We start from the raw sequence: 26,456 nt of genomic DNA, 5'->3' as shown, positions 1-26,456 counted from the left end.
CATCTTATATTATAAGTAAGTGGTAACAAAACATAAATTCAAATAATAATTAACATTGTAATTTTTATTTGAATAATAATAATGCCAATGATAGAATTATATTATATTAAAGATGTAATTACGGAGGGTATCAATGCAAAAAACAACTATAAAACATATGTTTTTAATTGCAGCAACATTAGCCACGTTAGCAGCTACTGAAGTGGTCAGTCAAGAATTAGATTTAACTCAGGAGGTATCGGCAGCTACTATGACACAATCTGATATTGTGGTTAGTCAAAATAATCGTGATGATGCCTTTTGGACCAAACCATATGGTCAAGATGGGGCACAATATTTGGGCAGTATGAAACAGTATGAAGGTCTAAAAATACCGGCTGCTGAAGTTGGCGAGACAATTACGATTGGCGAAACAACTTGGCGGCATATCACCATTCATGGTCAAACTGGGTACGCTGATGTGAATGCGTTTGCTAATGTTGTTCGTGGTGCAGTTATTGACATCAGTCCATTCCGATATCAAGTTGCCTTTAACTCAGGTGGTGGCGGTATCTGGACAAAACCATATGGTGTTCCAGGTGCAGAATATTTAGGCGGGACAGTTGGCGACATGCGTTCTTTCTATGTTGACAAGATAGCTAAAATTCAAAATAATGGTATTATCACAGAATGGATTCACTTACAAAATTATGGGTGGGTTGATCGGACAAATACACGTTCTCAAATTATTATGTCTGAAATCAACTACACGTTATTTGGTAGATATGGCATTTTGCCACGTAATTATGATTTATATAGTGAATATGGTTCACAATTGCGGCAAGCTGGATTGACGGGCATCAATCAATTAAATTTTTAACAAGATAGATAATTGCTTTAATCAGGAAAAGATTTTCCTGATTTTTTTGTAGGCATTTCAGCTATTTTAATTCGTTGAAAGTTATGATAATATCGAGATAGTGTTGTCACAAAATTTTTACAATTTAGCAACCATAAATGTTGGATTCGAGACAATCTTGTCTAAGAAGAAAAGGCATACAATAATCATAGACTAAAAGATAAATATATAATCTTTTAACGCATTATGATGAATAAAGGAGAATTTAAAATGACTGCCAAATTTCAGTCGTTCATTGTTTGGAGCATGGTTGTATTAGCTGGCCTAATTAGTCTCTCTGTACTTTTTTCTGGTCATCTTTTTTCACCTAATGCTACTTTTAATGGTAAATTTGAAGCCTACGCCTTAGTGAAAGATATAATCTTGTGCGTTTTTTTGATTATTGTTGTAACCCTAATTGCCAAAATATCGCATAAATATCATCGTTTTGTTAGACTGTTGCTGTGGTTATTAATTATTAGTGTTGTTGCTGGTGCATTAATATATCAGCCCTATGCACCGGTCTATGATAGTATGGCTGTTAATGTGCAAGTGTATAGATTATTGCAACCAGAATCAGGCGCTGGTGCGTTGTGGTCACATTATTTTAGTACGTTTCCAAACAATGTGCCAATAACTGTTTTTCTATTCTGGCTTGATTCGCCTTTTAAATCTATTGTGCACCATTTTGATGATTTATTATTATTGCACGCTATTTTTGGACAATTATTGCTACTATTTTCAATATACCACCTAGCTAAAATTATCGACGTTATTTTTGGGAAAAGAGTAGGGAATACTTTTTTACTTTTTTGCTTATTTATGCCAACTTATCTCATGCAATTTACACAAATTGCTTATTCTGACACGTTTGCATTACCATTTTTAATCGTTGGTGTGAGATTTGCGATTGCAATATTTGATCATCAAGCGCAGCATAAATATGCTCATATGGCGTCAAACTATTGGCTAACGACTAAAAATATTATCTTGTCAGCATTATTTTTAGCAATATCTATATTTCTAAGACCCAACGTCATCGTGGTCATATTAGCGCTTAGCATCATTTTAATTATTTTTTATGCGCGACAGTGGCGTTTAATGTTAGCATTAATCTGTGCTTTAGCAGTTTTTTCATTCTCAACTAAGGCCGTTGCTAATGTAACATTGTCAGAGACGCACTACCAAAAAGTTCAAGATAAAAATAGTCAAATGCCTATTGAGTCATGGTTCTTGACAGCCTATTATCTTGGTGGCCGCTCCGGAAATGAAATTAATGCAATCACAGACAAATATCATAATTATGATCAACGGAAAGCCTATATTAGAGAGAAACTATTTGAGAAGTTTGCTGCGTTGAAACTAACAGGCATTATTAGAACATGGCATAATAAAATTAATGTTTTGTTTGGTATTAAAACTGATTTTGGTATGCAGTATTTTAATTCCTTTAGAAAAAAATCAGATTTGCGAGCTCAAAAAAAATATTTAAAAATTTATCATCAGTTAACACCAAAAATGATACATTTGTCAACAATAACAGTATTAACTGCTGTCCTATCGCTGTTTATATTACCCATTTATTACTTGTTTAAAAATAATGGTGACCTTAAAAATGAACAGCAACGTTACGCTATGAGCATGCTGCTCATGACATTTGAGGCGTTGACGTTATTCTATGTACTATTTTGGGAGGTGCAAGAACATTACATCTATATGATGTTGCCATTCTTATTAGCTATTGGTGCAATTTTATCCACTTTTTTGGCAGATAAGATACTGAGTTCAATGTTTGGTGGCAAAAAGCTGAAGGGATTATGATGAGATGAGTTTAACGTTAGAACCAATGTCACAGGGAAGTTTTCGTAATTACTTAAACCATGCAATAAAAAACTACGCACTCGAAAAAGAAAAAATTGGTACTTGGACATCTGACACTGCTGTCGATAAAGCTTATGAATCCTATGAACGCTTATTGCCAAAAGGCTTAGCAACACCCAATAACTACCTTTTTTCTATTATGTTTAATAGCGTAACAGTTGGTTATATCTGGATTGCAAAAGATGTAGAAAACGAGACTGCCGCGTTTATTTTTGATTTTGAAATCTACTCAGATTACAGAAATCAGGGTTTTGGCACGGAAGCTATAGCGCTAATAGGTCAAAAGGCCCAAAAACTTGGATTTTCCGCGTTAGGACTTCATGTTTTTGGCAACAATTCAGCTGCAATACATGTTTACGACAAAGCAGGTTTTTTTCCAACTGACATACGAATGAAGAAAATGCTCTAAATTTTTGCCTGATTACCAGTGACATGACGATGTTGATCACTATGAATAGCAACATTATTTAAGATAACATCCTATCAAGACATGCGATTGCGCATGTCTTTTAATTTTGATGTTTCTGTTGATTCCACAGTTTTCGCGTACCCGTATGATAGTCAGAATAAAAGTTTGACATCTTATATGGCTTTGCACGGGATGACGGGTATTTTCTTATGATAACCAGGTATTATTGGAAACCGTATGACAAATAGTTTAAGACAAATACCAAGATTTATGGTGACTAATTCAAGTGTGAAAGCACTTCAAAAGTGTCTCGAAGATAAAGCATAAACTAGACTGTAAATGATAGAGAGTAAACTTACGTTCGTCGTGTTAGGGCGCTTAAATAATAGGTGGATAGGACAATATTAATGGCTCTTTATCCCAAATTGACAAAATGTATACCAAAACTATAATGTTGTCTGGTAGCCTTAACATAGAGGTGATTTATGAAAAAAATAGTGAGGCGTTTTTCGCCAGCAGAACGTGGTTGGATGCTATATGATTGGGCGAATTCGGGCTTTAGTTTGATTGTTGTAACAGCTGTTTTGCCCCTCTGGTTGAATGCAGTTGGACATAATATTGGCCTATCCACTGCTCAGACGACATCATGGTGGTCTTATGCCAATGCTTTTTCGACACTATTAGTGGCATTTTTGGCACCGCTATTAGGCTCACTAGCCGACTTTAGAGGTTGGAAGAAAACATCATGGCTTGTTACCACATTAATGGGCATTGTTGCGACATTCTTACTGGCGTTCGTACCTGATCAAGGTTTTTGGTTGTTGCTAATATTATTCATTATTGCAAATATTGGTTTTAGTGTGGCTAATATTTATTATGACGCGTTTTTGACAGATGTAACGACACCGGAGAGAATGGGACAGATATCAAGCTGGGGTTTTGCAGTAGGTTACATTGGTGGTGTTTTACCATTTATTATATTCTATGTTTTGCAAAATGTGATATCTAATAAGCAAAGTATTATGCTCGCATTTATCTTAGCAAGTTTATGGTGGGCTTTGTTTTCTTTGCCAATGTTGTTGCGCGTCCAGCAAAAATATTTTATTAGTGTGCCAAGAGACCCATTCCATCAAACGTTAATTCGGTTGAAAACAACATTAAAGCATCTTGCTGAATATCCTAAAATTGTCGGTTTTCTAGTTGCTTATTTCTTCTACATTGATGGCGTTAATACCATTATCACCGAAGCCTCTTTATTCGCAACGGCAATTGGTATTCAGATGGCACAGTTACTCACTATATTATTGTTCGTCCAAATCGTCGCATTTCCTGCTTCAATTATGTTTGGACATTTAGCCAAAAGTGTTGGTGAGCGTTTGATGATTATTATAGGTATTATTATTTATATTGTTATTGCCATTATGTCTGTTTTTATTACCCATGCTTGGGGCTTTTGGGTAATGGCCTTTCTGATTGGTAGTGCACAAGGGGGTATTCAAGCATTGAGTCGTTCGTACTTTGGCAAAATTATTCCAAAAGCTTTCGCGGGGGAGTTCTTTGGTTTTTATAACATCTTTGGCAAATTTTCTGCTGTTCTAGGCCCGTTACTTTTTGGTAGTGTTGCAGCAATAACAGGACAGGTGCAATTAGGCGCAGCATCGCTGTTAATTTTCTTTGTTTTAGGAGGCTGGATTTTCATCAAGTATGCATAGATAAGAGCTAAGTAATAATTTGTTTTTTTAATCACAAAATTTTGTGAAATAAATGTTTTATGCACGATAGCAAGTAAAAAAGACCAAGTTTGAGAACTCAGTCTTTTTTATTAGACTATTTATAACGAGGTAATGAATGTAATTGTGCCTAGAACAACGCCAGCCAAGTTAGGTGTAATAAGAATATAGTCTCTTTTAGGCGTATTTGTGAAACCGTATATAACCCAAAGTAAACAAGAAAAGGCAGCAACCAGTGGCTGCCAAGGTTGCCCTTTGTCACCAGCTAGATTAGCCATAATTTGAGGAATATAAGCGATAAATACAAAAGTACCAATCAGCGCACCAATTGATCCGACAAAATTATGAATTTTTGCTTTCATAGATAATTTCTCCTGCGATATATTATAGCATAGGCATTTTTAGTTTGGCGTGAGAGTCATAGTTATCGTAAAGTACAGGTTTAAAATTTTGAAAGTGTTTTCATAAAATGTTATATTGTTGGATAACGATACAGTATTGTTTGATATTGTTTAAAGTAGGTTTTCAAGGAGGCGCGTCATGGCGGAAAAAGAAAAACACAACTTGTACAATCAACATGGTTTTCCCACACAAAGTCAAAAAGAACCAGGTATACAGAGTCAGATGTCACCGATTCCTGATGATGGAGCCACAACATATGTTGGGCATAATCGGTTGAAGCATAAGAAAGCAGTCATTACTGGTGGTGATTCTGGTATTGGCCGCGCTGTTGCTATTGCCTATGCCCATGAAGGCGCTGACATTGTTTTAAACTATTTGCCCGAAGAAGAAAGTGATGCATTAGAAGTTAAAGGCATCGTTGAATCATTAGGTAGGCGTATTAAGCTAGTGGCTGGTGATTTAAAGTCAGAGGCATTCAATCAACAGTTAGTTACCGAAGCAGTCACGTTTTTGGGAGATATTAATGTTTTAGTGATGGTTGCAGGTAAGCAGCAAGCAGTACAAGACGTTTTGCAATTGAAAACACAGCAATTAATTGATACTTATACGACAAATGTGTTTAGTATGATTTGGTTAGTTAAAGCAGCATTACCGCATTTACAGCCAAATAGTAGTATTATCACAACAAATTCTATTCAAGCTGAGCAGCCAGCTGCTTTCTTAGTAGATTACGCAGGCACAAAGGCGGCAATTAAAAATACCACAAGGAGTTTAGCAAAACAATTAGCTAATCGTGGGATTCGTGTTAATAGTGTTGCACCAGGTCCTGTCTGGACACCATTACAGGTCTCAGGTGGCCAGTTGCCCGAAAACATTCCTGAATTTGGGCAAAACACACCAATTGGTCGGGCGGGTCAACCCTCTGAGATTGCGGGTGCATATGTTTTCTTAGCGTCTGATGAAGCCAGTTATGTGACAGGTGAATCGATTAATGTCACCGGTGGTTTAAAATAGTTAAATATTGCCAATCAAATCTTATGGTTAGCAGTTAAATTTGAAAAAGGAGAGACTAATTATTATGTGGCAAGAAGAACGATATGAACTTAATGACGGGCATTTTTTACCAAAAATTGGATTAGGCACATTTCAAGTTCGTGGGGCGCAAGGTGTTAACCAAATCCTTAATGCCATTCAAAGCGGCTACCGATTAATTGATACTTCTACAAATTACGATAGTGAAGGGGCAGTTGGTGAGGCTATTAGGCAGTCGGGCCTACCGCGTTCGGCGTTTTATGTGACCACAAAACTACCAGGTCAATATCATCATTTTGATGATGCATTGAAAATAATCGAAGAATCACTTTTACGTTTACGCTTGGATTATTTAGATTTGTATCTGATTCATTGGCCATTGCCGAAACGTGATAACTATATTGAAGCTTGGCAAGCACTTATTGAAGCTAAAAAAAGAGGTTTGGTCAGATCTATTGGGGTATCTAATTTTGAAAAAGCGCATTTAGATAAGATTATCAAAGCCACTGGTGTTGTACCAGCAGTCAATCAAAATGAAATTCATCCATACTGGCCACAAAAAGATTTGGTTGCAATCAATCAAAAGTACAATATTTTAACAGAAGCTTGGAGTCCTTTAGGACGTGGTAATCAGGCTGAATTATCGGAAGCAACGATCAACATACTTGCTGAAAAGTACAATAAAAATAATGGACAAATTATTATTAAGTGGCTATTACAACGAGGTATTTTGCCCGTTGTTAAATCTGCATCCCCACAAAATCAACGCGCCAATCTTAACGTTTTTGATTTTCAGTTAACAAGTGATGATATGAAACAACTGGATCAGCTTGGAAGAGCAGACGGTCGTGTTGATAACCAAGATCCCAAAACTTATGAAGAATTTGTTTAAGGTTTAGACAATTTGGAGACTTTGACAGTCTCTTTTTTATTTTTCCCGCATTGTCACAAAGCCAAAATAATTTTTAAAAGTTGAAGTAAGGTATAATGGTATATTGAAAAGGGGGAGATATAATGCAGAACATTTCAATAGTAGGCGCCGGTGTTGGTGGATTAACTACTGGTATCTATTTACAGAGTGAGGGTTACCAGGTCACGATTTATGAAAAAAATGATCATCCCGGTGGTAAAATGGATACCATTCAAGCCGATGGCTTTAAGTTTGATACTGGACCGACAATAGTTATGATGCCTGATATTTATAAAAAACCTTTTGCCGATACAGGGGTTAATTATGAAGATTATTTCACCATGATACGCGTTAATCCGTTTATGGATGTTTGGACGGATGGCGAAAAGATTCCCTTATCTTCTGATTTAGCCGACATCGCCAAGGTGTTTGAAGCACAAGGTGAAACTGAAATGCTAGGCTTTCTTAAATATTTAACAGATATTTATGGCAAATATATTAATGCTAAGAATAACTTTATTTATCAAAGTTTTCGTGGCCCACGCGATTTTTTTAATCTGAAAACACTTTGGCATGCGTACCAACTTAAAACATTTTCTTCGTCTTATGCTGCAATTAAAAAAAATATTTCAAGTACTAACTTACAGTATTTGATGTCGTTTCAAACGCTATATATTGGTATCTCACCATTTAACGGGCCGTCCATTTACAACATTATCCCGATGATTGAACTCATTTATGGCGTTTGGTTTATTAAAGGCGGCATGTTTCAATATGCTAAAGCCTTAGAAAAACGATTTATAGAGTTAGGCGGGCAAATTGTCTATCAAGCTGAAGTTCAAGAAATTGCGGTTTCTGATCAAAAGCATGTTACCGGGCTTAAAATTAATGAAGAATTTAAAACCGCTGATGCGGTAGTTGCTAATGCCGATTTCCCATACACAATGACAAACTTGTTAGGGGTAGCCGACAAGGCAAAAGGTAAATATAAGCAGGAAAAAATCGAAAAAATGGATTACTCAATGTCTTGTTTTTTGCTATATTTAGGCGTTGACAAAAAATATGATGAATTACGGCTACATACAATTAAAATGGCTAGTGACTTCGAGAAAAATGTTGCAGACATTGATCATGGCATACTACCTGAAGACCCTTCATTTTATGTTTACAATCCAAGTGTGATTGATGACACTTTTGCCCCAGATAATCAGTCAGCGCTTTATGTATTAGTACCAGTAGCTAATTTAAAAGAAAATAATAACTGGGATAAGGAACAGATTGATCTGTTTGCTGAGAAAATCATTGCTAAAGTTGAAAACGAGTTAGCGCTAGAAGGTTTATCGCGCCACATTATTTACAAAAATATTTACACACCTAAAACGTTTGAATCTAGATATAATAGTGCTTTTGGGTCAACATTTGGTTTAAAACCAACGCTTAAACAGAGTAATTACTTTAGACCACACAACAAACATGCTAAGATTGATAATCTTTATTTTGCTGGTGCTAGCGTCCACCCTGGTGCTGGTGTACCTATTGTCATTACTAGTGGCGAATTAGCGGCGAGGGAAGTGATGAAGGATAATTAATGAATACAAAAGCAAAAAAGCAAGCCATTGACTCAGTGTTAGTGCATTTATTAGATAGTCGACAGGCAATAAAAAAGAAATCATCGTCTTTTTACTTCGCCTTTTCAAGATTACCGCGTTATCAAGCGTTTAGTATCTTTGTTTTATATGATTTTTTGCGACAATTAGATGATGCTGCCGATACAGGAAACGCAGATGCTTTCAATGCGTTGGTCAATAGTTGGCAGACTGCAATGATTGCTCACGACATTATTGTGACCTCTCTTTCTACAATTGGCGAAAAAGTTGCTTACATATTCCATGTGTTTGATATAGATGCGCAAGATATGCTTGATATGATTGCTGGGCAAAAGTCAGATCTCAATCATGTCTCATTTGAAACTGTCCAAGAGCTTGAAGTCTATTGTTATCAAGTTGCTGGTACGGTAGGTTGTATGATTTACACCATTTTATCGGGAAAACCTATTCAAATGATGAAGCAAGATATTATCAACGTTGGCATAGCCTTGCAATTAACTAACATTATTAGAGATTTCCATGAAGATTTGTTGGCGCAGCGTTGTTTTATACCAAAATCGTTGTTACAATTCGATGCCGAGTTATCCAGCGAAGATATCATGCTGAAAAAAGAACAGGATATAAAAAAAGCATTACAACAGCTCAGTGACATTGCTATCAGTCACTATAACTGTAGTGCAAAAATAATAAAACATTTAGATAACAAAACATCGCAATTTGCCCTTGAATTGTCAATAGAAGTTTATAAAAAAATATTATTGAAAATGATAGCTAACAAATTTGAATTGTCAGACCAAAGAGTATTTGTCACACGAACTGAAAAAATAATGTTATTTCAAGCAATTGCGGTGAAATATATTGTGGCATAAACCATAACCTATTTTGTGGGGGGAACAACTAATGACCAATCAACTTTATAACCAAGCGCAAGCGTTTCACCGCTTTTTTGATGATCGAGAACCAGCCGCGCCAAAAAAATTACAGCAGGCTGACCTGATGAACCGAGTTGGTTTTATTTTGGAAGAACTAACTGAACTCGCAGTAAGTAATTGTGATAAAGAGGAGGAAATAGCGCAAACATTTCAAGAAATTAATCGACGTTTACTGGCTGCAAAAGAGAAAATTATGACTAAGGGAATGAACCAAAATGATGTCATTGTGCAACAAGCTGATTCACTTGGAGACATTATTTATTTATCATTTGGCAGTTATGTTTTAATGGGTGTTGATCCAACCGAAATATTAGATATTATACACAATGCGAACATGCAGAAATTATTTCCTGATGGTACAGTTCATCGTGATAAGGTCACTAATAAAGTTCTCAAGCCAGTGCGTTGGGCAGAGAAGTACGCACCAGAGAGACAGATTAAACAGGTAATCACTACGCAACGGCAGTCTTGATAGGTGACCAATATACAGCTTGTTTGAAAATAAGCGTTTAAAAGGGTATAATTAGGGCAAGGTTAGAAATACCAGAAGCAGAAAGAGGTGTTTATTATGAAAAAATTAAGAACCGGAACGGGATTTTGGAGTAAGTTATCACTTTTACTTGCTGTTGCACAACTGATGTTCAGTGTTTATCATGAAATTAAAGCGACACGCCCTAAAATTGAGAAAAAATAAGGGTGTATAACTAAAGTTAAGATTAATGGAGGAATAGTATATGCTGAAGTCTATTTTTAAATTTATGGTTGCCTCGAGCCTTATTGTTGGTGGAATTGTTGTGGCGGGAACTATTTTCACTGCAAAAAGTATTGATAAAGCTGGTGACAAGCTGGAAGACCAGATTCATGGTTAAACGCTATAAAATGATGAGATACATGCGTAATTGATTAAATCATCCTGTAGTAGTATAATGGATAATAGTTCTAAAAGGAACTAGAAAGTGAGGGTATTATGGGATTGATATGGACACTTATTGTTGGCGCAATTATCGGTGCTATTGCTGGTGCCATTACTAGTCGTGGTGCAGCCATGGGATGGGTTAGCAATATTGTTGCAGGATTAGTTGGTTCTTGGCTTGGCGAGCATTTACTAGGTGCATGGGGCCCAAGTCTTGCTGGTATGGCTCTAATTCCTTCGATAATCGGTGCGGTAATTCTGGTACTTATTGTTTCATGGATTACAAGCAAAACAAGTAAATAGTAGTTACCATAGTCGACAGGTTATAACTTGACTAAGCTGTTTGTACAGATATAAAAAGGAGAATAATCACATGACTAATAACGAAGAAGATATTGATGTAAAGAAGCAAAATAAAAAAGACGATCCAAACTCAACGGATAAGGAAGATGTGTTTGAACACAATCCGAAAAACGCTGATTATAAAAAAGCGGATTAATATTAATGTAACAAAAAAGCACAACGTTAGTCGTTGTGCTTTTTTGTTACATTAATGCAGACAAACTATCGGTCATTGCGTTTTTTTAATTGTTCAAGAATTTGGTGTTGAAGTGCAATTGTTTTTTCGTTTTGTTGCTGGAGTTTTAGTGCATCAGCGTGTGCTTGATTATATCCCCACTTATCAACTGAGTTGACAATTAAAGTATCATTGATAAATTTTATTGTATAAAAAACAATAAAAGCAATAAAAATCATCGTAATTAAACTATTAAAAAATGCACCAAAGGGTTTTGTGATGAAGGTATAGTTCATGACATGTGATTTTGAAAAAAGCCATAGATGTACAAAGGCTAATACACCAGAAACAGTGTTGACTAATTCCTTGACTGTTGCACCAAAACTATTACCAACAACAACTGAGATAACAAATGTTAACAGGTTTGGGGCAAAAAGAAATTGTTTGAATTGGCCAAAAGATTCAGTTGATTTATTGATGACTTGGTTCGTTTGTGCTTTAAAAAATTGTTGGGGATTTTTCATAATGTCCTCTTAGATAGATGTCATGATCTTAGTTACGTGCAAGATACTCGTAGTAACAATAAAAATGACCACCATATTCGATGGCCATTCATTAACATGTTTAAGAAAATTGCGCGCCTATTATACTTGTAGGCGATTTATACATACAATCGACCATTGCTACGGATTTATTATAACATAGCCAGTTTTTGATGTCATGTAACGTTAAACCATTGGCACTTTATTAAATACTACAATGCTTCCTTTATCATAGCGGTGACGTGTCTGTGCATATTCGAATATACGACCATCTTTTAAACTAACAGTTTGTGAGACTTGCAAAATAGGGTCGTGCGTTTCACAGTCAAGGTATTGGATATCGTCATTTTTCGTTTTGTCTGCACTTATTCGTCGAACAGCATTACCGATTTCGAGTCCTAAATCATGCTGGATAAAGGCAAAAATAGAACGCTCTGCAACTTCCTTAGTTAAATTTGAAATGACAGATAACGGCATGATAGATTTAGTTAATTCGTATGGATTATTATCTAATTTTCTTAAGCGGTAGATATCATACACAGGTATTGTACTTTCAATATGCAGTTTTTGACTTTCTTCATCTGTTGGCAGGCGAATTTCAAAGTGCAATACTTGTGTTGAAACAGTTGCTTTGCCAGCAAATAACTGTGTTGTACCACCATATTGAGATGAAATAATGTCTAGCGCTGAAGAATAAGTGGGCGAGACGTACGTACCACTACCTTGTTTCCTAATAATTAAGTTATCGTTAAAAAGAATGTCTAGTGCCTTCTGGATTGTGACGCGAGATGTATTAAATTCTAGTGCTAATTCAGCTTGTCTCGGTAATGCTTCGCCTGGTTGGTAATTACCTGCTTCGATGCGCTGACGTAATTTTTTTGCAACTTGTTGGTATAAGCTCATACTGGAAATCCTTTTTCTAGTTAATCAACACTATAATACCATATTTTATATAGATAAATATATATTCTTATGTTGTAAATATAAATATATAATTTGTATTGACAAATTATATAAAAGCGAGATAATACGTGTATAAGTTACTTATTTTTTATGCGGAGGTTATGTTTTATGGTAAAAAAACGGTTTTTATGGGGTAATTCGGTTTCAAGTATGCAAACCGAAGGCGCTTGGAATATAGCGGGAAAGGGACCATCAGTTTACGATATTAAGCAAGCTAGTCAGGAACAAAGCGACTTTAAGATTGCAATTGATTCGTACCACAAGTATAAAGAAGATTTTGTTTTGATGAAGCATGCCGGAATGAATGCTTATAGATTTCAAATCTCTTGGTCACGTGTTATCCCAGATGGTGATGGCGCTGTTAATGAACAAGGACTAAAATTCTATGAACAATTTATTGATGACTTAATAGCCCAAGATATTACACCAATTGTTTGCTTATATCATTTTGATATGCCGCTATCGCTAGCGCAAAGATTTAATGGACTTATCAGTGATCATGTCAGAGAAGCTTTTGTACGATTTGCCAAAATTGTAATTGATAAATTTGCTAAAAAGGTGCCTTACTGGATTCCGATTAATGAACAAAATTGTATGACCTTTGCAGAAGGGTTTGGCAATTCGGGTTATTTGGTCGGGGAACAAACGCTTACTGAGCTGTACAAAATAGCCAACAACTCGCTCATTGCTTATGTTGAAATTGCTGATTATATACATCACTTTTCGAACCTTAAAGTTGGTGGGATGGTTGCCTATCAAGAAATGTATCCAGCATCTCAACTACCTAACGATGTGATGTATACACGTAAAGCAATGGAATTTATAAATGAAGATTTTCTCAGTTTTTTTGCTACAGGTAAACGTTCACCAGAAGTGATCAAGTATATGCAAAAACATGGTTTCACGCAACTGCTTGATGAATTGGAACAAGCTGCGTTGAACTATCCCAATATAACCAGCGACTTTCTAGCTTTCAGTTATTATTATAGTTTGGTTATTGATAGTAACTTAATCGATAACAAGCGTGCACCAAATACATTTATGTCAGATGGGCATATTGCTAACGTCAACCTAAAGACGTCTGATTTTGGTTGGCAAATTGATGCAATAGGCTTTAGAAATACAATTACAAAAATGCATAATCGCTATAATTTACCAATTTTAGCTGCAGAAAATGGTATTGGTGCGATTGAACATTACGATGGCAAAAACATGATTAACGATGATTACCGTATAGCATATCATCAAGAGCATATTAACGAAATGTGTAAAGCCATTGAGATAGATGGCGCAAATGTTATTGGGTATTTAGGTTGGGGATTAATTGATATTCCAAGTTCAAAAGGGAATGTTGAAAAAAGGTATGGTCTAGTCTATGTTAATCGTACAAATAAAGATACAAAAGATCTCAAACGCATTCCTAAAAAAAGTTATTTTTGGTTTAAAAAGTTCATAGCTGAAAAAGATACTCAGCTGAGTCAGAAAGGAGAAGTGTATAATGACGACTAAAAATCTTTGGCAACGCTTCATAGAAAGGTTCACGCAAATTTCTATCAAAGTGGGAAATTAAATTTATCTAAGATCCTTAAGGGACGCTTTTGCGATGATTATGCCTTTATTTATTTTGGCCGGTTTAGGTGTATTGATTAACAATGTGTTTTTTCCACTATTCTTAAAGGGCAGTTTATTAACAAATTACCAAACTTTTGGAAATCTGATAGTTAATGGTACGCTAAATATAGCTGGACTACTGATTGCACCAGTTGTTGCTTATTGTCTAGCACAAAATCGTAATTACAAAAATGCATTAGGTACAGCAATTGTTGCATTAGCTGGTTTAATTGTCGTGATGCCGACAACGATACAAGCGTTACCAGTGGGGACAAAGAAACTAGTTGATATATCAGGTTTCTTGTCTTATAGTAATATTGGTGTGACAGGTATGTTTGCAGGCATTATTATTGGTTTATTTGCCGCTGAATTATTTATCAAGCTGTCTAGGATTGAAAAAATAAAAATTAATCTTGGCGAAAACGTACCACCAGCAGTTAGTGCCTCTTTTCTCACGTTGATTCCAACCATAGTTGTTATTGCAATCTTGGCCATTATTTCTGCAGTCTTACTGGTTGTGTTTCATACTGATCTTATCAAGCTGATTACAACGATTATTCAAGAACCTTTACGACGCGTAAATACCAGTCTGCCTGGCTTTTTATTAATTTACACAGTGGGTAATCTACTATTTGGATTTGGCATACATCAGGCTGTAATAAATGGGACGTTATTGGATCCGGTACTATTGATTAATACAAATAAAAATATGCAGGCTTTCGCAGCCGGGGATCATGTACCATATATTATTACCAGTGTTTTCAGAGATACGTTTGGTATGATGGGTGGGACTGGTAGTACCTTGTGTTTATTAGTTGTTACGTTCATATTCTCGCGAGTCAAAGCAAGTCGAGAAGTTACTAAACTGTCCATAGTCCCTGGTATTTTTAATATTAACGAGCCAGTTATTTATGGGTATCCTATTGTTTTTAATATTCCACTACTCATTCCATTCGTTTTAACACCAATTATTTCGTTGTTAATTGCCTATTCTGCTACTGTCCTTGGTCTAATGAATAAAACGGTGGTATTAGTGCCATGGACGACACCGCCGTTGCTTAATGGCTTTTTGGCAACTGGTGGCGATTGGCGAGCCATTGTTGTTCAAGTTATTAGTTTTACCGTTGGAGTCTTGTTTTATATACCATTTATGAAGATAAGCGAGGCTGTTTTGGCCAAGCAACGTTAAGAAATAGGAGTAGACTATTATGTCAAAAAAAACAATTATGCTATGTTGCGCAGCTGGTATGAGTACCAGTTTACTTGTGAGTAAAATGAAGAAATCAGCTGAAACGTTAAAAGTTGATGTTGATATTTTTGCGACGGCTGTTTCTGGTTTTGACCAAGAACTGGCTAGTCGACAGGTCGACTGTGTGATGTTAGGACCACAAGTTAGTTATATGGCGGATGACTTTAAAGCAAAGTTATCAGAACGAAACATTCCTTTGGTTGTAATCAGTATGCAAGATTATGGTCTGATGAATGGTGAACGCGTTTTGAAACAAGCACTCGATTTGTTGAATTAACTTGTTACCATACCATTGTGTTACAAAAAATATAACACAAACAAAAAAACGCCAAAATGGCGTTTTTTTGTTTGTGACTACATTGAATATTCATCGTTTTCACGCTGATGTTTAATTGCTAAATCTTGATTCATCTGCTTTTCTTTCTCTGCAGTTAAATTATAAAAAACGACAAGCATAAATCCAATAAAGAGAGCGATGAGAGGAATCCAAACGTAATTAAATTCGATACTCAACAGCGAAGAGGCACTTTGCGTCTTATTTGGAACATATTGTCCCAGTGCTAAAAGCCAACCTGTGATTGCGCCACCTAATCCCATACCAAATTTAGCGGTAAAACTGGAGGCTGAAGTGACAATACCTTCTGCACGTACGCCGTTTTTCCATTCGCCGTAATCAACAGCATCAGATAACAATACCGCTGGTAGTGCACCCACAAAGCCATTACCAAAATTACCGACGATTATACCAATAATAACAATTGGAATATTTAACATATGGGCGCCAATGCCTAGAATGGCTTGACCAATAATGCCAATAAATAACCCAGCCAGCATGGTATTCTTCTTGCCTAATTTGCCAACCACATATGGCGTTAAGAAAACCGAAATGATACCTGCTGCATTAAAGAATAGCGCTAACGGAATTAAACCTGGGGCGTTTAGATTATACTTGAAGAAGTACATCGTTACCTGTCCCTTAGCACTCATGCCAATCCAATAAATAAAAATTTCCAAAACAACAATTAACCAAGGCCAATTTCTTTTTAGTGCTTTTAAAGACTCTTTAATTGGCAAAGCTTGTTGCGATGAACGTGTCTGAACGTGTTCTCTTAAGTTGAAAAACGCGACTAGATAGAGTACAAAGAATACTGAGGCGCCTAGTACAGCTACCCAGAAAAAACCGCGGCTTTGATCTTTACCACCAATCAGTGTAACTAAGGGTAAGGCAATAACGGATATTAAAGTACCACCAAAGTTAGAGAACAACGAACGGATTGTTGATAGTAAAACACGTTCTTTTGGATCAGTTGTCATACTTGGTAAAATTGATGTTAATGGAATATTGATGGCTGAATATAAAACGTCTACACCAATATAGGTGACATAGGCCCAGACAATTTTCCAAGTCATGGGTAAGTCGGGCGTTGTGAAGCAAAGAATGGAGAAAAAAGTGAAGGGGGCATTAAACCACAAAAAATAAGGTCGACTTTTCCCCCATCTTGTGTGTGTATGATCAATTAAAATCCCCCAAATTGGGCCGTCAATAGCATCAATAACGCGGGCTACGAGCATTAAAGTACCGACGGCACTAGCTGTAATACCGAATACATCAGTATAAAAATACATTAAATAGGTGCCAACAAGGTTAAAGCTAAAGCTACAAGCAAAATCACTAATACCATAGCTTAGACGCTCATTCCAAGGTAGCTTGCCGCTATTTTGTTCAATACTTACATTACTTGCCATAATAATAACCTTCTTTATTCATTAATTTTCTATGGAAACATTAAGCGTTCGGGGCATATTGATAAACTTTAACTTCGTATGGACGGATTATATCTAACAAATCATCATGATAATTTTGAATGAGACACTTATAATGTTTTGGTAAATCAAAGTGCCGGTTGACCGTTTTGTCGGTGAAATTAGCAATGATGAGTAATACCATGTCACTGTTTTGTCGCGTATAGGCAAAAATGTGATCATCTGTTTCATTATTTGCTACAAGATCAAATCGGCCATTTGTGATGACAGGCAATTTGTGACGTAAGGCAATGAGTTGTTGGTAAAAATAAAAGATGGAATTTTGATTTTCAAGGGCGGCCTCGGCATTAATGGTTTTATAATTAGGATTAACTTCTAACCAAGGTTTATGCGCGCTGAATCCAGCATATAACTGGTTACCCCATTGCATAGGCGTTCTTGCATTGTCGCGAGAATGTACGCGAAGATAATCTAGCATGTCATTTGAGGTTGCCAAACCTTTTTCTAGCACGGTAGTACGGTATAGGTTGATTGCTTCAACATCACGATATTGTGAAATATCTTGAAAGTTATCATTATTGGTCATGCCAAGTTCTTCACCTTGATAAATATACGGTGTGCCTTGCATGAAATGGAGGAGTGCTGCCAGCATTTTAGCTGATAAGTCGCGAAATTCCGGAGCTTTATTGCCAAACCAGGATACAGCCCTTGGCTGATCATGGTTACTCCAATACAAACTAGTCCAAGCACTACCAGCAAAGGCCTTTTGCCATTTTACGAGACTCTTTCTGATGTCATGCAACGTTGGTTTGTATCCGGAAAATTGTCCTAAAGCTGCATTTGAGTTGCCATCATAGCCAACATGTTCAAATTGAAAAAGCATGTTCAGTTCGTTTCCATCCAAACTTGCATACCTTTTTGCTTCATCAGTCGTGACACCAGTTGTTTCTCCAACCGTCATCCAATGATGCTTTGAGAGCACTTTTTGGTTCATTTCTTGAATATACTGATGGACACGTGGACCGTTAGAAACTACTACGCCTGGGTTACCGTAGGTATCATTTTCTTCGACTGGGGCATCAGGTAAATTCTTAGGTTTAGAAATCAGTGAAATGACATCCATTCTAAATCCGTCGATACCTTTGTCTGCCCACCAATTCATCATTGCAAAAATAGATTCTCTAACATCAGGATTATCCCAGTTTAAATCAGGTTGTTCTTTTGTGAATAAATGCAAGTAATATTGACCAGTAGGCTCATCATACGTCCATGCAGGACCCGAAAAAAAAGAGCCCCAATTATTTGGTTCGTGTCCGTTTACTGGGTCTCGCCAAACATAATAATCACGATATTTGTTTGTTGCTGACTTGCTGACCATACTTTTTTGGAACCACTCATGTTGAGATGACGTGTGATTCACTACTAAGTCCATAATGATTTTCACATCTAGATGATGGGCTTCGCTAATTAACGACTCAAAGTCAGACATCGTACCCAGTTGCGGATTGATACTTTGATAATCAGAAATATCATAGCCGCCATCAATATCCGGTGTTTGATAGATAGGGTTTAGCCAAATGACATCAACACCTAATGCTTTGATATAGGGTAAACGATTAATAATACCTTGTATATCTCCGACGCCATCGTTATTGCTATCTTGAAAACTTTTTGGATAAATTTGATAGACAACAGCCTTTTGCCACCACTTATCATAAGTCATAATAGGTTACTCCTTTTGTTAGTTCGTGCGTATTCGATGCTTTAAATAACTAGCTGTAGGATAAATAAATATCACATACTAAATGGAACGTTCCAAGTTATGCCACAATTATATAGCTTAAAATAATAAAATGCAAGCGCTTACATTTTATTATTTATCATTTATTGGCAATTGATGTATACAAAAAAGTGATTACCATTGTTGGTAATCACTTCTAAAATCTTTAGCGTAATCGTATTGTTTTACATTTTAAAAAGCTGGTTCTCCGAGGGCATGTTGTGCTGCTAAGTTGAGTAGACTCCATTGACGGTCAAATTCTGGTTGAAAGAAAAAGTCTGCTTCAGCTAAATCTTCTAAGCGGAGATGATGTTGAATAGCTAGCGCAATGACATTGCCCTGGGCAGTAATGTCATAAGTAGAGAGAACTGCGCCGCCCAAAAGACGATGAGTTTGTGGCTCATAATCTAAGGTGACATAGACATCACAGTTTCCTTTACTTTTGGGCACATAATTTGGTCTTAATTGATCTTGATAATATGCACTCCGCAATGTTACGTTAGCCTTTTCTGCTGTAGTTGTATTTAAACCGGCCGTGGCAAATTTATAATTAAAGACACTCAATGCAGATGATCCCACAACACCATTAAAAGGTAATGCAGGTTGATTTTCAAACAAGTGGGTAATCACATAACGTACCTGACGACGAACGACTGATGCCAAAGCAATAGGTAATTTAGTTTGTGCAGGTATCGAGTAGGAGAGAACAGCATCTCCAACAGCATATACATCTGATACATTCGTGCGTAAATACTCATCAGTCTTAATCCAGCCACGATTATCAAGTGCAACAACGCCATCTAACCAACTTGTATTTGGTTGAACACCAACAGCTTGAATGACCAGATCTGTCGGATAATTATTGTTGTTGGTCTTAACAGCAGTGACTTTATCTTGACCTTCAAAACTTTGAATGTTGGCGCCAGTAACAACGGTCACACCATTATCTTTTAGTTCCTTTTCTATGATGGTTGTTAGCGGTGCATTTAAATAGTTACCCAAAGGACGATCGATGACATCTATGAGTGTCACGTTTTTACCTGCTTTGACGCTTGCTTCTACAGCCTCAATGCCAATATAACCAGCACCAACCACTGTAATGTTTTGAACTGAGGGATCTTCCAATTTGGCTTTTATTTTTGTCGCCCAATCTTTGCCACGCATTAAATAAACGTTTTCAAGTGTACTACCGGCAACTGGCAATCGTTTAGGTGTAACGCCAGAACTTAGTATCAACTTGTCATAATCATATTCTTGTGTTTGATTAGCCGTTGTGTCCCTGACTGTTACAGTTTTCTGTTGTGTATTGATTGCGATGACTTCGCTGTTATTATAAATTTCTGCACCGAGGTGACTGATATTTTCCGGACTGAAATTGCGAACATCATTGACGTTAGTTACACTATCTTCCAGATAAAGTTCCATCCCACATGACATGAATGACACAAAATCTCCGGCTTCAAATAACTTAATATCAAGCTCAGGATATTGACGCGTTAACTCTAAAATAGCTTGGTGTCCACCGTGTGAAGCACCAACTACAATAACTTTTGTCTTTGACATCTTATGTCCTCCTTAACATCATTGTAAAACAGTTGCGCTTGTAATGAAAGTTTCGAATAACTGCAGCATATTTGCGGTATGAAAAACCCGTAACAAAAGACTTGTATAAATTCTAAGGTTAAGACATGTTTTGCGTAATGATTGTCAACATATCATGATAGTTTTGCGCAACATAATCAGGCTGAATCGTAGTACTTGATTGTTCATTACGTGGATTAAACCATATGTTTGGTAATGCAGCATTTACTGCCCCTTGTATATCTGCAGATAAACGATCACCAACCATGACAGTATTATTTCGGGTTATATGATGCCCATGTTTTAATATATGGGTAAAGAATTGTGGATTAGGCTTGTTATAACCGATTTCTTCTGAGATGAAAACATCATCAAAATAGGGCATTAAACCTGCACCTTGTAACCGCGCATATTGTGTTTTGGCAACGCCATTTGTGCCAACGATAAGTTGATAGTTTTGTTGTTTCAGGCTATCAAGCAACTCTATAGCTCCTGGGATAACATGATAATTTTGGTTTAGTTTAGCGCGATAAGTTTTTTCTAATTGCCCACCGTCAGCTGATATACCGAATTGGGCAAGTGTGTCTGAAAATCTGGTGTTAAGTAATGGTTGTGCTGGATGCCCATTTTCAATTTGGAGCCATACTTGTGTGTTTATTTTGTTATAGGTTTGGAAAACCTTGTCTAAATCTTTGATCCCTTGGGCAATAAAAATGTCACGTAACCCTTCATATTCACCACGTTTAAAATCTAAAAGGGTGTCATCCAAATCAAATATAATATTTTTAAGCATCGTTATTATAGCTCCTGTTCAATCGTTCAATCTTTTTGCTAGTACAAGTAAGTATACTGAATATGTTAAAATAACAATATGCTATAATGCACATTTGGAGTAACTATGCTTGATGTCAAAATTATTGAAGATAATCAATTACAATTTCTACCATCGGCAGTCGTTAACGGTAGTTTTTTAACACATTTTAAAAACGGAGACATAATTACCACCTCAGAAAGCAATAACCACACGGCCAGACTATATTATATGGTTAAGGGTCGTGCAAAAGTCATTTTTTTATCACAAGAAGGCCAGACCAATTTGATTCAATTTCTAAAGCCCAATGATTGGATAGGTGAACTAGAATTTTTAACGACTGAAAATACTTCAAAACAGGTTATTGCTATTGGGGATACAACGTGTATCACAATACCTAATGTACTGGTCAATCAGTATTTATTAACTAACGTTGACTACTTAAAAAACATGAACCAATACCTGACAAGAAAACTATTAGAGCGTACAGACATGATGATTGTTGGCCAATCGTACCCGTTCAAATTTCGTTTAGCATCATTTATTTTAGCTGATACTTATCGCGGTGAATATAGCGAACCGCACGCTGTTGTGATGGCTTATCTTGGTACCAGTTACAGGCACCTATTAAACACCTATCAGCAGTTTGAAACGGCACAGCTATTGATAAAAGTCGGGCGTAATCGTTACCAAGTCAATACTGCAAAACTAAAACAATTAGCTGGCAAAGCTATTTCGCGCTAAAACAGTACAGAGCCTAAGATAAAGTAGCCAAATTGATTGAGTTTTATATCTCAACCGTTGTATAATAAAGAAATTTAAAAATCAAACAAAGGATGTCAAGTGCATGTCAAACTTATTTTCAGTTGATACACCGGCTATCGAACCACATAATAATCAATATGAACCGCAATCTGTTACTGCAAAGGCGTTGATGTCTGATCCTGAAGTGATTAAAATAGCTGACAGTATTGATTTGACAAATACGGTCGCTTTATATGATTTAGGGAAAGAACCAGCAGATGAAATGTCAGCCATTGCTGGTAAACTACTTGATAAACTCACTGTTGCTGATACTATTGGCTCAACTAAAATTCTAGACGCATTAGTCAAATTAACAAAACAAATTGAGTTTAAGGAACTTAAGTTAGATCAAGAGCGTGGACTGAGGGCTTTATTTCATAAGGCAGAAGCAACACTGAAAGCACGTGTAGCAAAATACCAGTCAATTGGTGGTGAGGTTAAAACGTTATTTGTTGAGCTCAAATCCTATGAAAACACCATTCAAAAACGTGTGGATGATATGGATCAACTTGCTGTGGCCAATACAACATATGCTAAAAATTTGGATCAATATATTGCGTTAATTTATATTTTGCGTAATCGACAAGCTATCACGATTCAAAATACACTGTTGTCCGCACAAGGTGGTGACGAAGATGCGCAAATTGCATTACCAAAGTTGCAACAAGCAGCTGAAGTTTTGGATAAACGCGCATTTGATTTAGAGCAGGCTAAAACGATGGCAACCATTACAGCCCCTCAAATCAAACAAACCCAAGATAACAATCTGAATTTAATTCAACAGTACCATTCGGCATTTATTAACACGATTCCGGCCTTACAGACAGGCCTTATTCAAGCTGTTACAGCGTTGCAAGGCAATTATGCGCAACAGGGACTTAATGCACAAAAACAGGCAACAGCAGACTTGATGAAGAAAAATGCGGAACGTTTGGCCGTCAACAATAAATTTATTTTGGAGTCAAGTGGTCAACCAACGGTCTCTGTTGAAGATATGCAAAGTATTGTCACAACAATATTAGATGCAGTTCAAGAAACTAAAACGATTGAGCAGGCGAATGCTAAAAAGCGTGAAGCATCACGTCAGCAGATGAACAAAATAATGACTGATTTTAAAGCAGCCGTTAATGATGTTAAGGTAGACAATAATGGTCAAGAAAACAATTAAAACATTAGCACGTCAGGCGCAAGATGAACTTCTTGAAGAATCACAGAACAGTGCTTTATTGCAGGAAGATTTTGCCACAAAGGCTTATCAAATGGATGTTGTGCGGATTGAAACAACATTAGCTGAATTAAATATTTTGCTTGGTATGCCAGCAGTTATTCGTTCTGGTTTTGTACAAGATGATGCTAATAAATTAATCACTATCCCGACCGTTTTTGCTAAGGTTGATGGGCTGCCAGCTAATGAAAAACCATATTGGCAACACCTTGACAGTATTCGTGATACAAATGGGTTACAAGCATTAGTTACGCGTCATATGAACACAAGTGACTGGCGAATTTCATCAGAAGACTTTAATGCTATTATGTCTAATTTTACGGCACAAGCGTTACAACAATCTGATGCTTGGGCTTATCAATTACTGAATAAGTTATTGCAAAACCAAATTGCCGAAGCAATTGTTGCACTGCTTAGTGATTGGCCGTTCAGCGTCTCGCAAACAATCGAAAATCAGCAGTTTGTTTTATCGGTATTGCTAGACCTACCTAAAGAGTTATTAGAAATGAGTCTGGAAGTTGACTATCCAAAAGAAGTCCCATTATTGGCTGTGGTGCATCAAGAGTCCCTGGGTGAATTAACATTCGAAGATATTGTGGCTTTTAACATGTTTCATCAGCTAGGTTGGGATGTTGTTGTTTATTCACCACATGCTTTTGCATCGTTGGAAAATTATATGACAACAGACAGCTATGATAAATTCAGTTACGATAAAGTCAGAACAACCTCATCAGCAACTGGTGATCCGAAAAAATCCTTCCTACAAAAGTGGTTTGGTAATTAGGAGAAAGAAATTGAAAAGTATTACACATCACATGGCCAAATTATGGCTAATATTATTGATTGCACCATTGGTCGCTTTTGCACCGGAGAATGCTTCGGCTCGCAGTTTCAGTGGTGGGAGCCATACAACTGGTGGTGGACGTACCACATCACGTTCAAACCCCTCGTCAACGTTTAGGAGCTATCAAACACCCAAATCAGAGACACCACGTTCTGGCACTGACAGAGTGCAACAAAAAAAGTATCGTATCAATCGCGACAATAATAGGCAAACACGCTATCAATCTTATCGTTCGCAACCCAGACAAGGTGGCATCATGTCTGACTTTGGGCGTAGTTTAACGCGTGGCATCGGTTGGGGTGTTGGTTGGTCGATTGGCAGTCATATGGGAAATTCCTTATGGCATACTATGTTTGGATTTGGCAATAACACTTACTATGATCAAGACGGTCGCATGCAAACACAATCGGGTGGTTTTGCTGGCTGGTTTATCTTAATCTTATTAATTATCATCATTGTAGTGGTGGTTAAATTGCTACGGCGCTCAGGAAATAATTATCGACGCCATGAATACTAACCTGATAATAGGTCTAATTATGCTTAGAAACGATGACTATCGTTTCTTTTTTATTTGTGATAAATGGTTCAAAATAGGAATATATAGTGTTTTTCGATATAATATAACTAACAGGTTAGTTGGAGACATATCGTCTGTAACACCCGGAATGAACTTGGAGGAAAACTAAATGGCAACATATGATTATGACGTTTTGTACATTGGTAGTGGGCACGGTACCTTTGATGGGGCTATTCCCTTAGGTGCCAAAGGCAAAAAAGTAGCCGTGGTGGAGCAAGATTTAGTAGGTGGCACATGCCCTAATCGTGGTTGCAATGCGAAAATTATTCTTGATTCCCCAGTTGCGTTACAAAGACATATGGAAAATGTGCATGGGGTTGTCACTGGTGAGACAACAATTAATTGGCCAGCTAATCAGGCACACAAGCATGCCGTAATTGATGGTTTGCCAGCCTTCATTCAAGGTTTATTAGATAACAATAATATTGATATTATCTTTGGCCGTGGCATCTTAGCCGATGAGCACACGGTAAAGATCAAGGGGCAAGCCAAGACAGCAGATAAAATTGTGATATCAACAGGTCTACGCTCAAATCGATTAGATATTCCGGGCACAAATTTTGCTCATGATTCTGAAGAATTTTTAAACTTAGAGCAGATACCACAGCACGTTACAGTGATTGGTGCGGGTTATATTGCCATGGAGTTTGCAACGATGGCAAATGCAGCGGGTGCAAAAGTGACAGTCTTGTTGCGAGGCGATAAAGCGCTTCGAGCATATCATCAGCCGTTTGTAGAAGAAATCATTAACGATTTAACCCAGCGCGGTGTAACCTTTATGCGTGGCGTAACTGTCGAAGAAATCATTGAAAATGGGCAGCAATATACTGTTAATACTGGCAGTGCAACGATTGAGACCGATTGGGTACTTGATGCGACAGGGCGTATCCCCAACGTTGAAAATATTGGCCTAGAAGAAGTTGGTGTGAAATACAACGCAAAGGGTATTGTCGTTGATGATTATTTGCGCACTTCGGTCCCTAATATCTATGCTTCTGGGGATGTTATTGATAAGTCTCAGCCTAAGCTAACGCCCACAGCTATTTTTGAATCATTGTATTTGATGCACACATTTGCAGGCGAAACAACAGAACCAATTGTTTATCCGGTTATTCCGTCAGTTGTCTTCACTTCACCACGTTTAGCGCAAGTTGGTGTTACGGTGGAGGAAGCAAAGGCTCATCCGGAAAGTTACACGCTGGAAACAAACCACATACCAGATGATTGGTATCGACAAGTTGATCAAGAACAAATGGGTGATAATGTATTAATTTTTGATAAAAATCACAAACTTGTTGGCGCGACTGAAGTATCACATAAAGCAGATGATGTCATTAATGCCTTATTACCTGCTATTGAATTCAAATTTGGACCCAGTGAAATTGAACGTATGGTACATCTATTTCCAACCATTGCCTCATCTGCATGGGGACAATTATAAAAAATCAAGAGGCGTCTCTCATGATAATGACAAGGTGCTTTTTTTAAGCGTTAT

27 protein-coding genes and 1 pseudogene are annotated in these 26,456 nt (G+C 36.9%); 21 read left to right on the top strand and 7 right to left on the bottom strand.

Features of this window, described 5'->3' with window-relative positions; genetic code table 11:
• Nucleotides 1-133 precede the first annotated feature (133 nt).
• The 4 genes from FGL72_RS04180 (at nt 134) to FGL72_RS04165 (ending at nt 4,879) form a co-directional block, all read left to right on the top strand.
• Nucleotides 134-859 carry an SH3-like domain-containing protein gene (locus FGL72_RS04180; RefSeq protein WP_085699033.1) on the top strand — a complete coding sequence of 242 codons (726 nt, stop codon included), beginning with the start codon at nt 134-136 and terminating at the stop codon, nt 857-859.
• A 249-nt stretch (nt 860-1,108) separates the two neighbouring features.
• A complete protein-coding gene (locus FGL72_RS04175; RefSeq protein WP_085699035.1) occupies nt 1,109-2,698 on the top strand; it encodes a glycosyltransferase family protein in 1,590 nt (529 codons plus the stop codon).
• Between the two features lie 4 nt (nt 2,699-2,702).
• Nucleotides 2,703-3,167: a GNAT family N-acetyltransferase gene (locus FGL72_RS04170; protein WP_085699037.1), complete on the top strand. Its 465-nt coding sequence runs from the start codon at nt 2,703-2,705 to the stop codon at nt 3,165-3,167.
• A gap of 485 nt (nt 3,168-3,652) precedes the next feature.
• The gene (locus FGL72_RS04165; RefSeq protein ID WP_085699038.1) at nt 3,653-4,879 is read left to right on the top strand and encodes an MFS transporter; all 1,227 of its coding nucleotides are present in this window, start codon (nt 3,653-3,655) and stop codon (nt 4,877-4,879) included.
• Nucleotides 4,880-4,998: 119 nt separating this feature from the next.
• Here the strand turns inward: FGL72_RS04165 and FGL72_RS04160 are convergent, their stop codons facing one another.
• On the bottom strand, nt 4,999-5,259 hold the full coding sequence (locus FGL72_RS04160; protein ID WP_004901606.1) for a SemiSWEET family transporter: 261 nt from the start codon (nt 5,257-5,259) through the stop codon (nt 4,999-5,001).
• Nucleotides 5,260-5,437: 178 nt separating this feature from the next.
• Between FGL72_RS04160 and FGL72_RS04155 the strand changes: the two genes are divergently transcribed.
• From FGL72_RS04155 to FGL72_RS09890, 9 genes are all read left to right on the top strand, one after another.
• Nucleotides 5,438-6,313 carry an SDR family oxidoreductase gene (locus FGL72_RS04155; RefSeq protein ID WP_146992775.1) on the top strand — a complete coding sequence of 292 codons (876 nt, stop codon included), beginning with the start codon at nt 5,438-5,440 and terminating at the stop codon, nt 6,311-6,313.
• Nucleotides 6,314-6,377: 64 nt separating this feature from the next.
• On the top strand, nt 6,378-7,223 hold the full coding sequence (locus FGL72_RS04150) for an aldo/keto reductase (RefSeq protein WP_040190209.1): 846 nt from the start codon (nt 6,378-6,380) through the stop codon (nt 7,221-7,223).
• A gap of 122 nt (nt 7,224-7,345) precedes the next feature.
• Nucleotides 7,346-8,830, top strand: coding sequence for a phytoene desaturase family protein (locus tag FGL72_RS04145; protein ID WP_085699042.1), 1,485 nt, complete (start codon nt 7,346-7,348; stop codon nt 8,828-8,830).
• On the top strand, nt 8,830-9,717 hold the full coding sequence (locus FGL72_RS04140) for a phytoene/squalene synthase family protein (RefSeq protein ID WP_040176881.1): 888 nt from the start codon (nt 8,830-8,832) through the stop codon (nt 9,715-9,717). Before FGL72_RS04145 ends, FGL72_RS04140 begins: the two co-directional genes overlap by 1 nt.
• 31 nt (nt 9,718-9,748) lie before the next feature.
• On the top strand, nt 9,749-10,252 hold the full coding sequence (locus FGL72_RS04135; protein WP_012305131.1) for a pyrophosphohydrolase domain-containing protein: 504 nt from the start codon (nt 9,749-9,751) through the stop codon (nt 10,250-10,252).
• 96 nt (nt 10,253-10,348) lie between these two features.
• The gene (locus FGL72_RS09900; protein WP_004901588.1) at nt 10,349-10,474 is read left to right on the top strand and encodes a hypothetical protein; all 126 of its coding nucleotides are present in this window, start codon (nt 10,349-10,351) and stop codon (nt 10,472-10,474) included.
• A 40-nt stretch (nt 10,475-10,514) separates the two neighbouring features.
• The gene (locus tag FGL72_RS09895) at nt 10,515-10,649 is read left to right on the top strand and encodes a hypothetical protein (RefSeq protein ID WP_004901585.1); all 135 of its coding nucleotides are present in this window, start codon (nt 10,515-10,517) and stop codon (nt 10,647-10,649) included.
• Nucleotides 10,650-10,747: 98 nt separating this feature from the next.
• Nucleotides 10,748-10,996 carry a GlsB/YeaQ/YmgE family stress response membrane protein gene (locus FGL72_RS04130; protein WP_004901582.1) on the top strand — a complete coding sequence of 83 codons (249 nt, stop codon included), beginning with the start codon at nt 10,748-10,750 and terminating at the stop codon, nt 10,994-10,996.
• Nucleotides 10,997-11,066: 70 nt separating this feature from the next.
• Nucleotides 11,067-11,192 (top strand): hypothetical protein, encoded by a 126-nt coding sequence (locus FGL72_RS09890; RefSeq protein ID WP_004901579.1) that lies wholly within the window; start codon nt 11,067-11,069, stop codon nt 11,190-11,192.
• A gap of 65 nt (nt 11,193-11,257) precedes the next feature.
• Here the strand turns inward: FGL72_RS09890 and FGL72_RS04125 are convergent, their stop codons facing one another.
• Together FGL72_RS04125 and FGL72_RS04120 are read right to left on the bottom strand one after the other, a co-directional pair.
• Entirely contained in the window at nt 11,258-11,734 is a 477-nt protein-coding gene (locus tag FGL72_RS04125; RefSeq protein ID WP_040176890.1) for an MscL family protein, read from the bottom strand.
• 204 nt (nt 11,735-11,938) lie between these two features.
• On the bottom strand, nt 11,939-12,655 hold the full coding sequence (locus tag FGL72_RS04120) for a GntR family transcriptional regulator (RefSeq protein ID WP_004906438.1): 717 nt from the start codon (nt 12,653-12,655) through the stop codon (nt 11,939-11,941).
• Between the two features lie 168 nt (nt 12,656-12,823).
• On the opposite strand from FGL72_RS04120, the gene FGL72_RS04115 reads away from it, so the two are divergent.
• From FGL72_RS04115 to FGL72_RS04105, 3 genes and pseudogenes are all read left to right on the top strand, one after another.
• On the top strand, nt 12,824-14,224 hold the full coding sequence (locus FGL72_RS04115; RefSeq protein ID WP_085699044.1) for a glycoside hydrolase family 1 protein: 1,401 nt from the start codon (nt 12,824-12,826) through the stop codon (nt 14,222-14,224).
• Nucleotides 14,214-15,515, top strand: a pseudogene (locus FGL72_RS04110) (PTS sugar transporter subunit IIC). The gene FGL72_RS04115 and the pseudogene FGL72_RS04110 overlap by 11 nt, the downstream one beginning before the upstream one ends.
• A 19-nt stretch (nt 15,516-15,534) precedes the next feature.
• Nucleotides 15,535-15,852 carry a PTS sugar transporter subunit IIB gene (locus FGL72_RS04105; protein WP_085699048.1) on the top strand — a complete coding sequence of 106 codons (318 nt, stop codon included), beginning with the start codon at nt 15,535-15,537 and terminating at the stop codon, nt 15,850-15,852.
• Between the two features lie 77 nt (nt 15,853-15,929).
• Here the strand turns inward: FGL72_RS04105 and FGL72_RS04100 are convergent, their stop codons facing one another.
• From FGL72_RS04100 to FGL72_RS04085, 4 genes are all read right to left on the bottom strand, one after another.
• On the bottom strand, nt 15,930-17,321 hold the full coding sequence (locus tag FGL72_RS04100) for a glycoside-pentoside-hexuronide (GPH):cation symporter (RefSeq protein ID WP_012305135.1): 1,392 nt from the start codon (nt 17,319-17,321) through the stop codon (nt 15,930-15,932).
• A 40-nt stretch (nt 17,322-17,361) separates the two neighbouring features.
• Entirely contained in the window at nt 17,362-19,062 is a 1,701-nt protein-coding gene (locus FGL72_RS04095; RefSeq protein WP_085699050.1) for an alpha-glucosidase, read from the bottom strand.
• 249 nt (nt 19,063-19,311) lie between these two features.
• On the bottom strand, nt 19,312-20,682 hold the full coding sequence (locus tag FGL72_RS04090) for an FAD-dependent oxidoreductase (RefSeq protein ID WP_085699052.1): 1,371 nt from the start codon (nt 20,680-20,682) through the stop codon (nt 19,312-19,314).
• Between the two features lie 118 nt (nt 20,683-20,800).
• Nucleotides 20,801-21,493 carry a YjjG family noncanonical pyrimidine nucleotidase gene (locus FGL72_RS04085; protein WP_004903809.1) on the bottom strand — a complete coding sequence of 231 codons (693 nt, stop codon included), beginning with the start codon at nt 21,491-21,493 and terminating at the stop codon, nt 20,801-20,803.
• Nucleotides 21,494-21,598: 105 nt separating this feature from the next.
• On the opposite strand from FGL72_RS04085, the gene FGL72_RS04080 reads away from it, so the two are divergent.
• The 5 genes from FGL72_RS04080 (at nt 21,599) to FGL72_RS04060 (ending at nt 26,402) form a co-directional block, all read left to right on the top strand.
• On the top strand, nt 21,599-22,255 hold the full coding sequence (locus FGL72_RS04080) for a cyclic nucleotide-binding domain-containing protein (protein WP_085699054.1): 657 nt from the start codon (nt 21,599-21,601) through the stop codon (nt 22,253-22,255).
• A 103-nt stretch (nt 22,256-22,358) separates the two neighbouring features.
• On the top strand, nt 22,359-23,483 hold the full coding sequence (locus FGL72_RS04075) for a toxic anion resistance protein (RefSeq protein WP_048801745.1): 1,125 nt from the start codon (nt 22,359-22,361) through the stop codon (nt 23,481-23,483).
• Nucleotides 23,464-24,324, top strand: coding sequence for a YceG family protein (locus tag FGL72_RS04070; protein ID WP_004903814.1), 861 nt, complete (start codon nt 23,464-23,466; stop codon nt 24,322-24,324). Before FGL72_RS04075 ends, FGL72_RS04070 begins: the two co-directional genes overlap by 20 nt.
• Before the next feature lie 10 nt (nt 24,325-24,334).
• On the top strand, nt 24,335-24,901 hold the full coding sequence (locus tag FGL72_RS04065; RefSeq protein ID WP_223246003.1) for a hypothetical protein: 567 nt from the start codon (nt 24,335-24,337) through the stop codon (nt 24,899-24,901).
• 169 nt (nt 24,902-25,070) lie between these two features.
• A complete protein-coding gene (locus FGL72_RS04060; RefSeq protein ID WP_085699060.1) occupies nt 25,071-26,402 on the top strand; it encodes a dihydrolipoyl dehydrogenase family protein in 1,332 nt (443 codons plus the stop codon).
• The last annotated feature ends 54 nt before the right edge of the window (nt 26,403-26,456 follow it).

Source organism: Leuconostoc citreum (genome assembly GCF_007954785.1).
GTDB lineage: Bacteria > Bacillota > Bacilli > Lactobacillales > Lactobacillaceae > Leuconostoc > Leuconostoc citreum.
The sequence above is the reverse complement of the archived record's forward strand: the minus strand, read 5'-3'. Positions and strand labels throughout refer to the sequence as shown.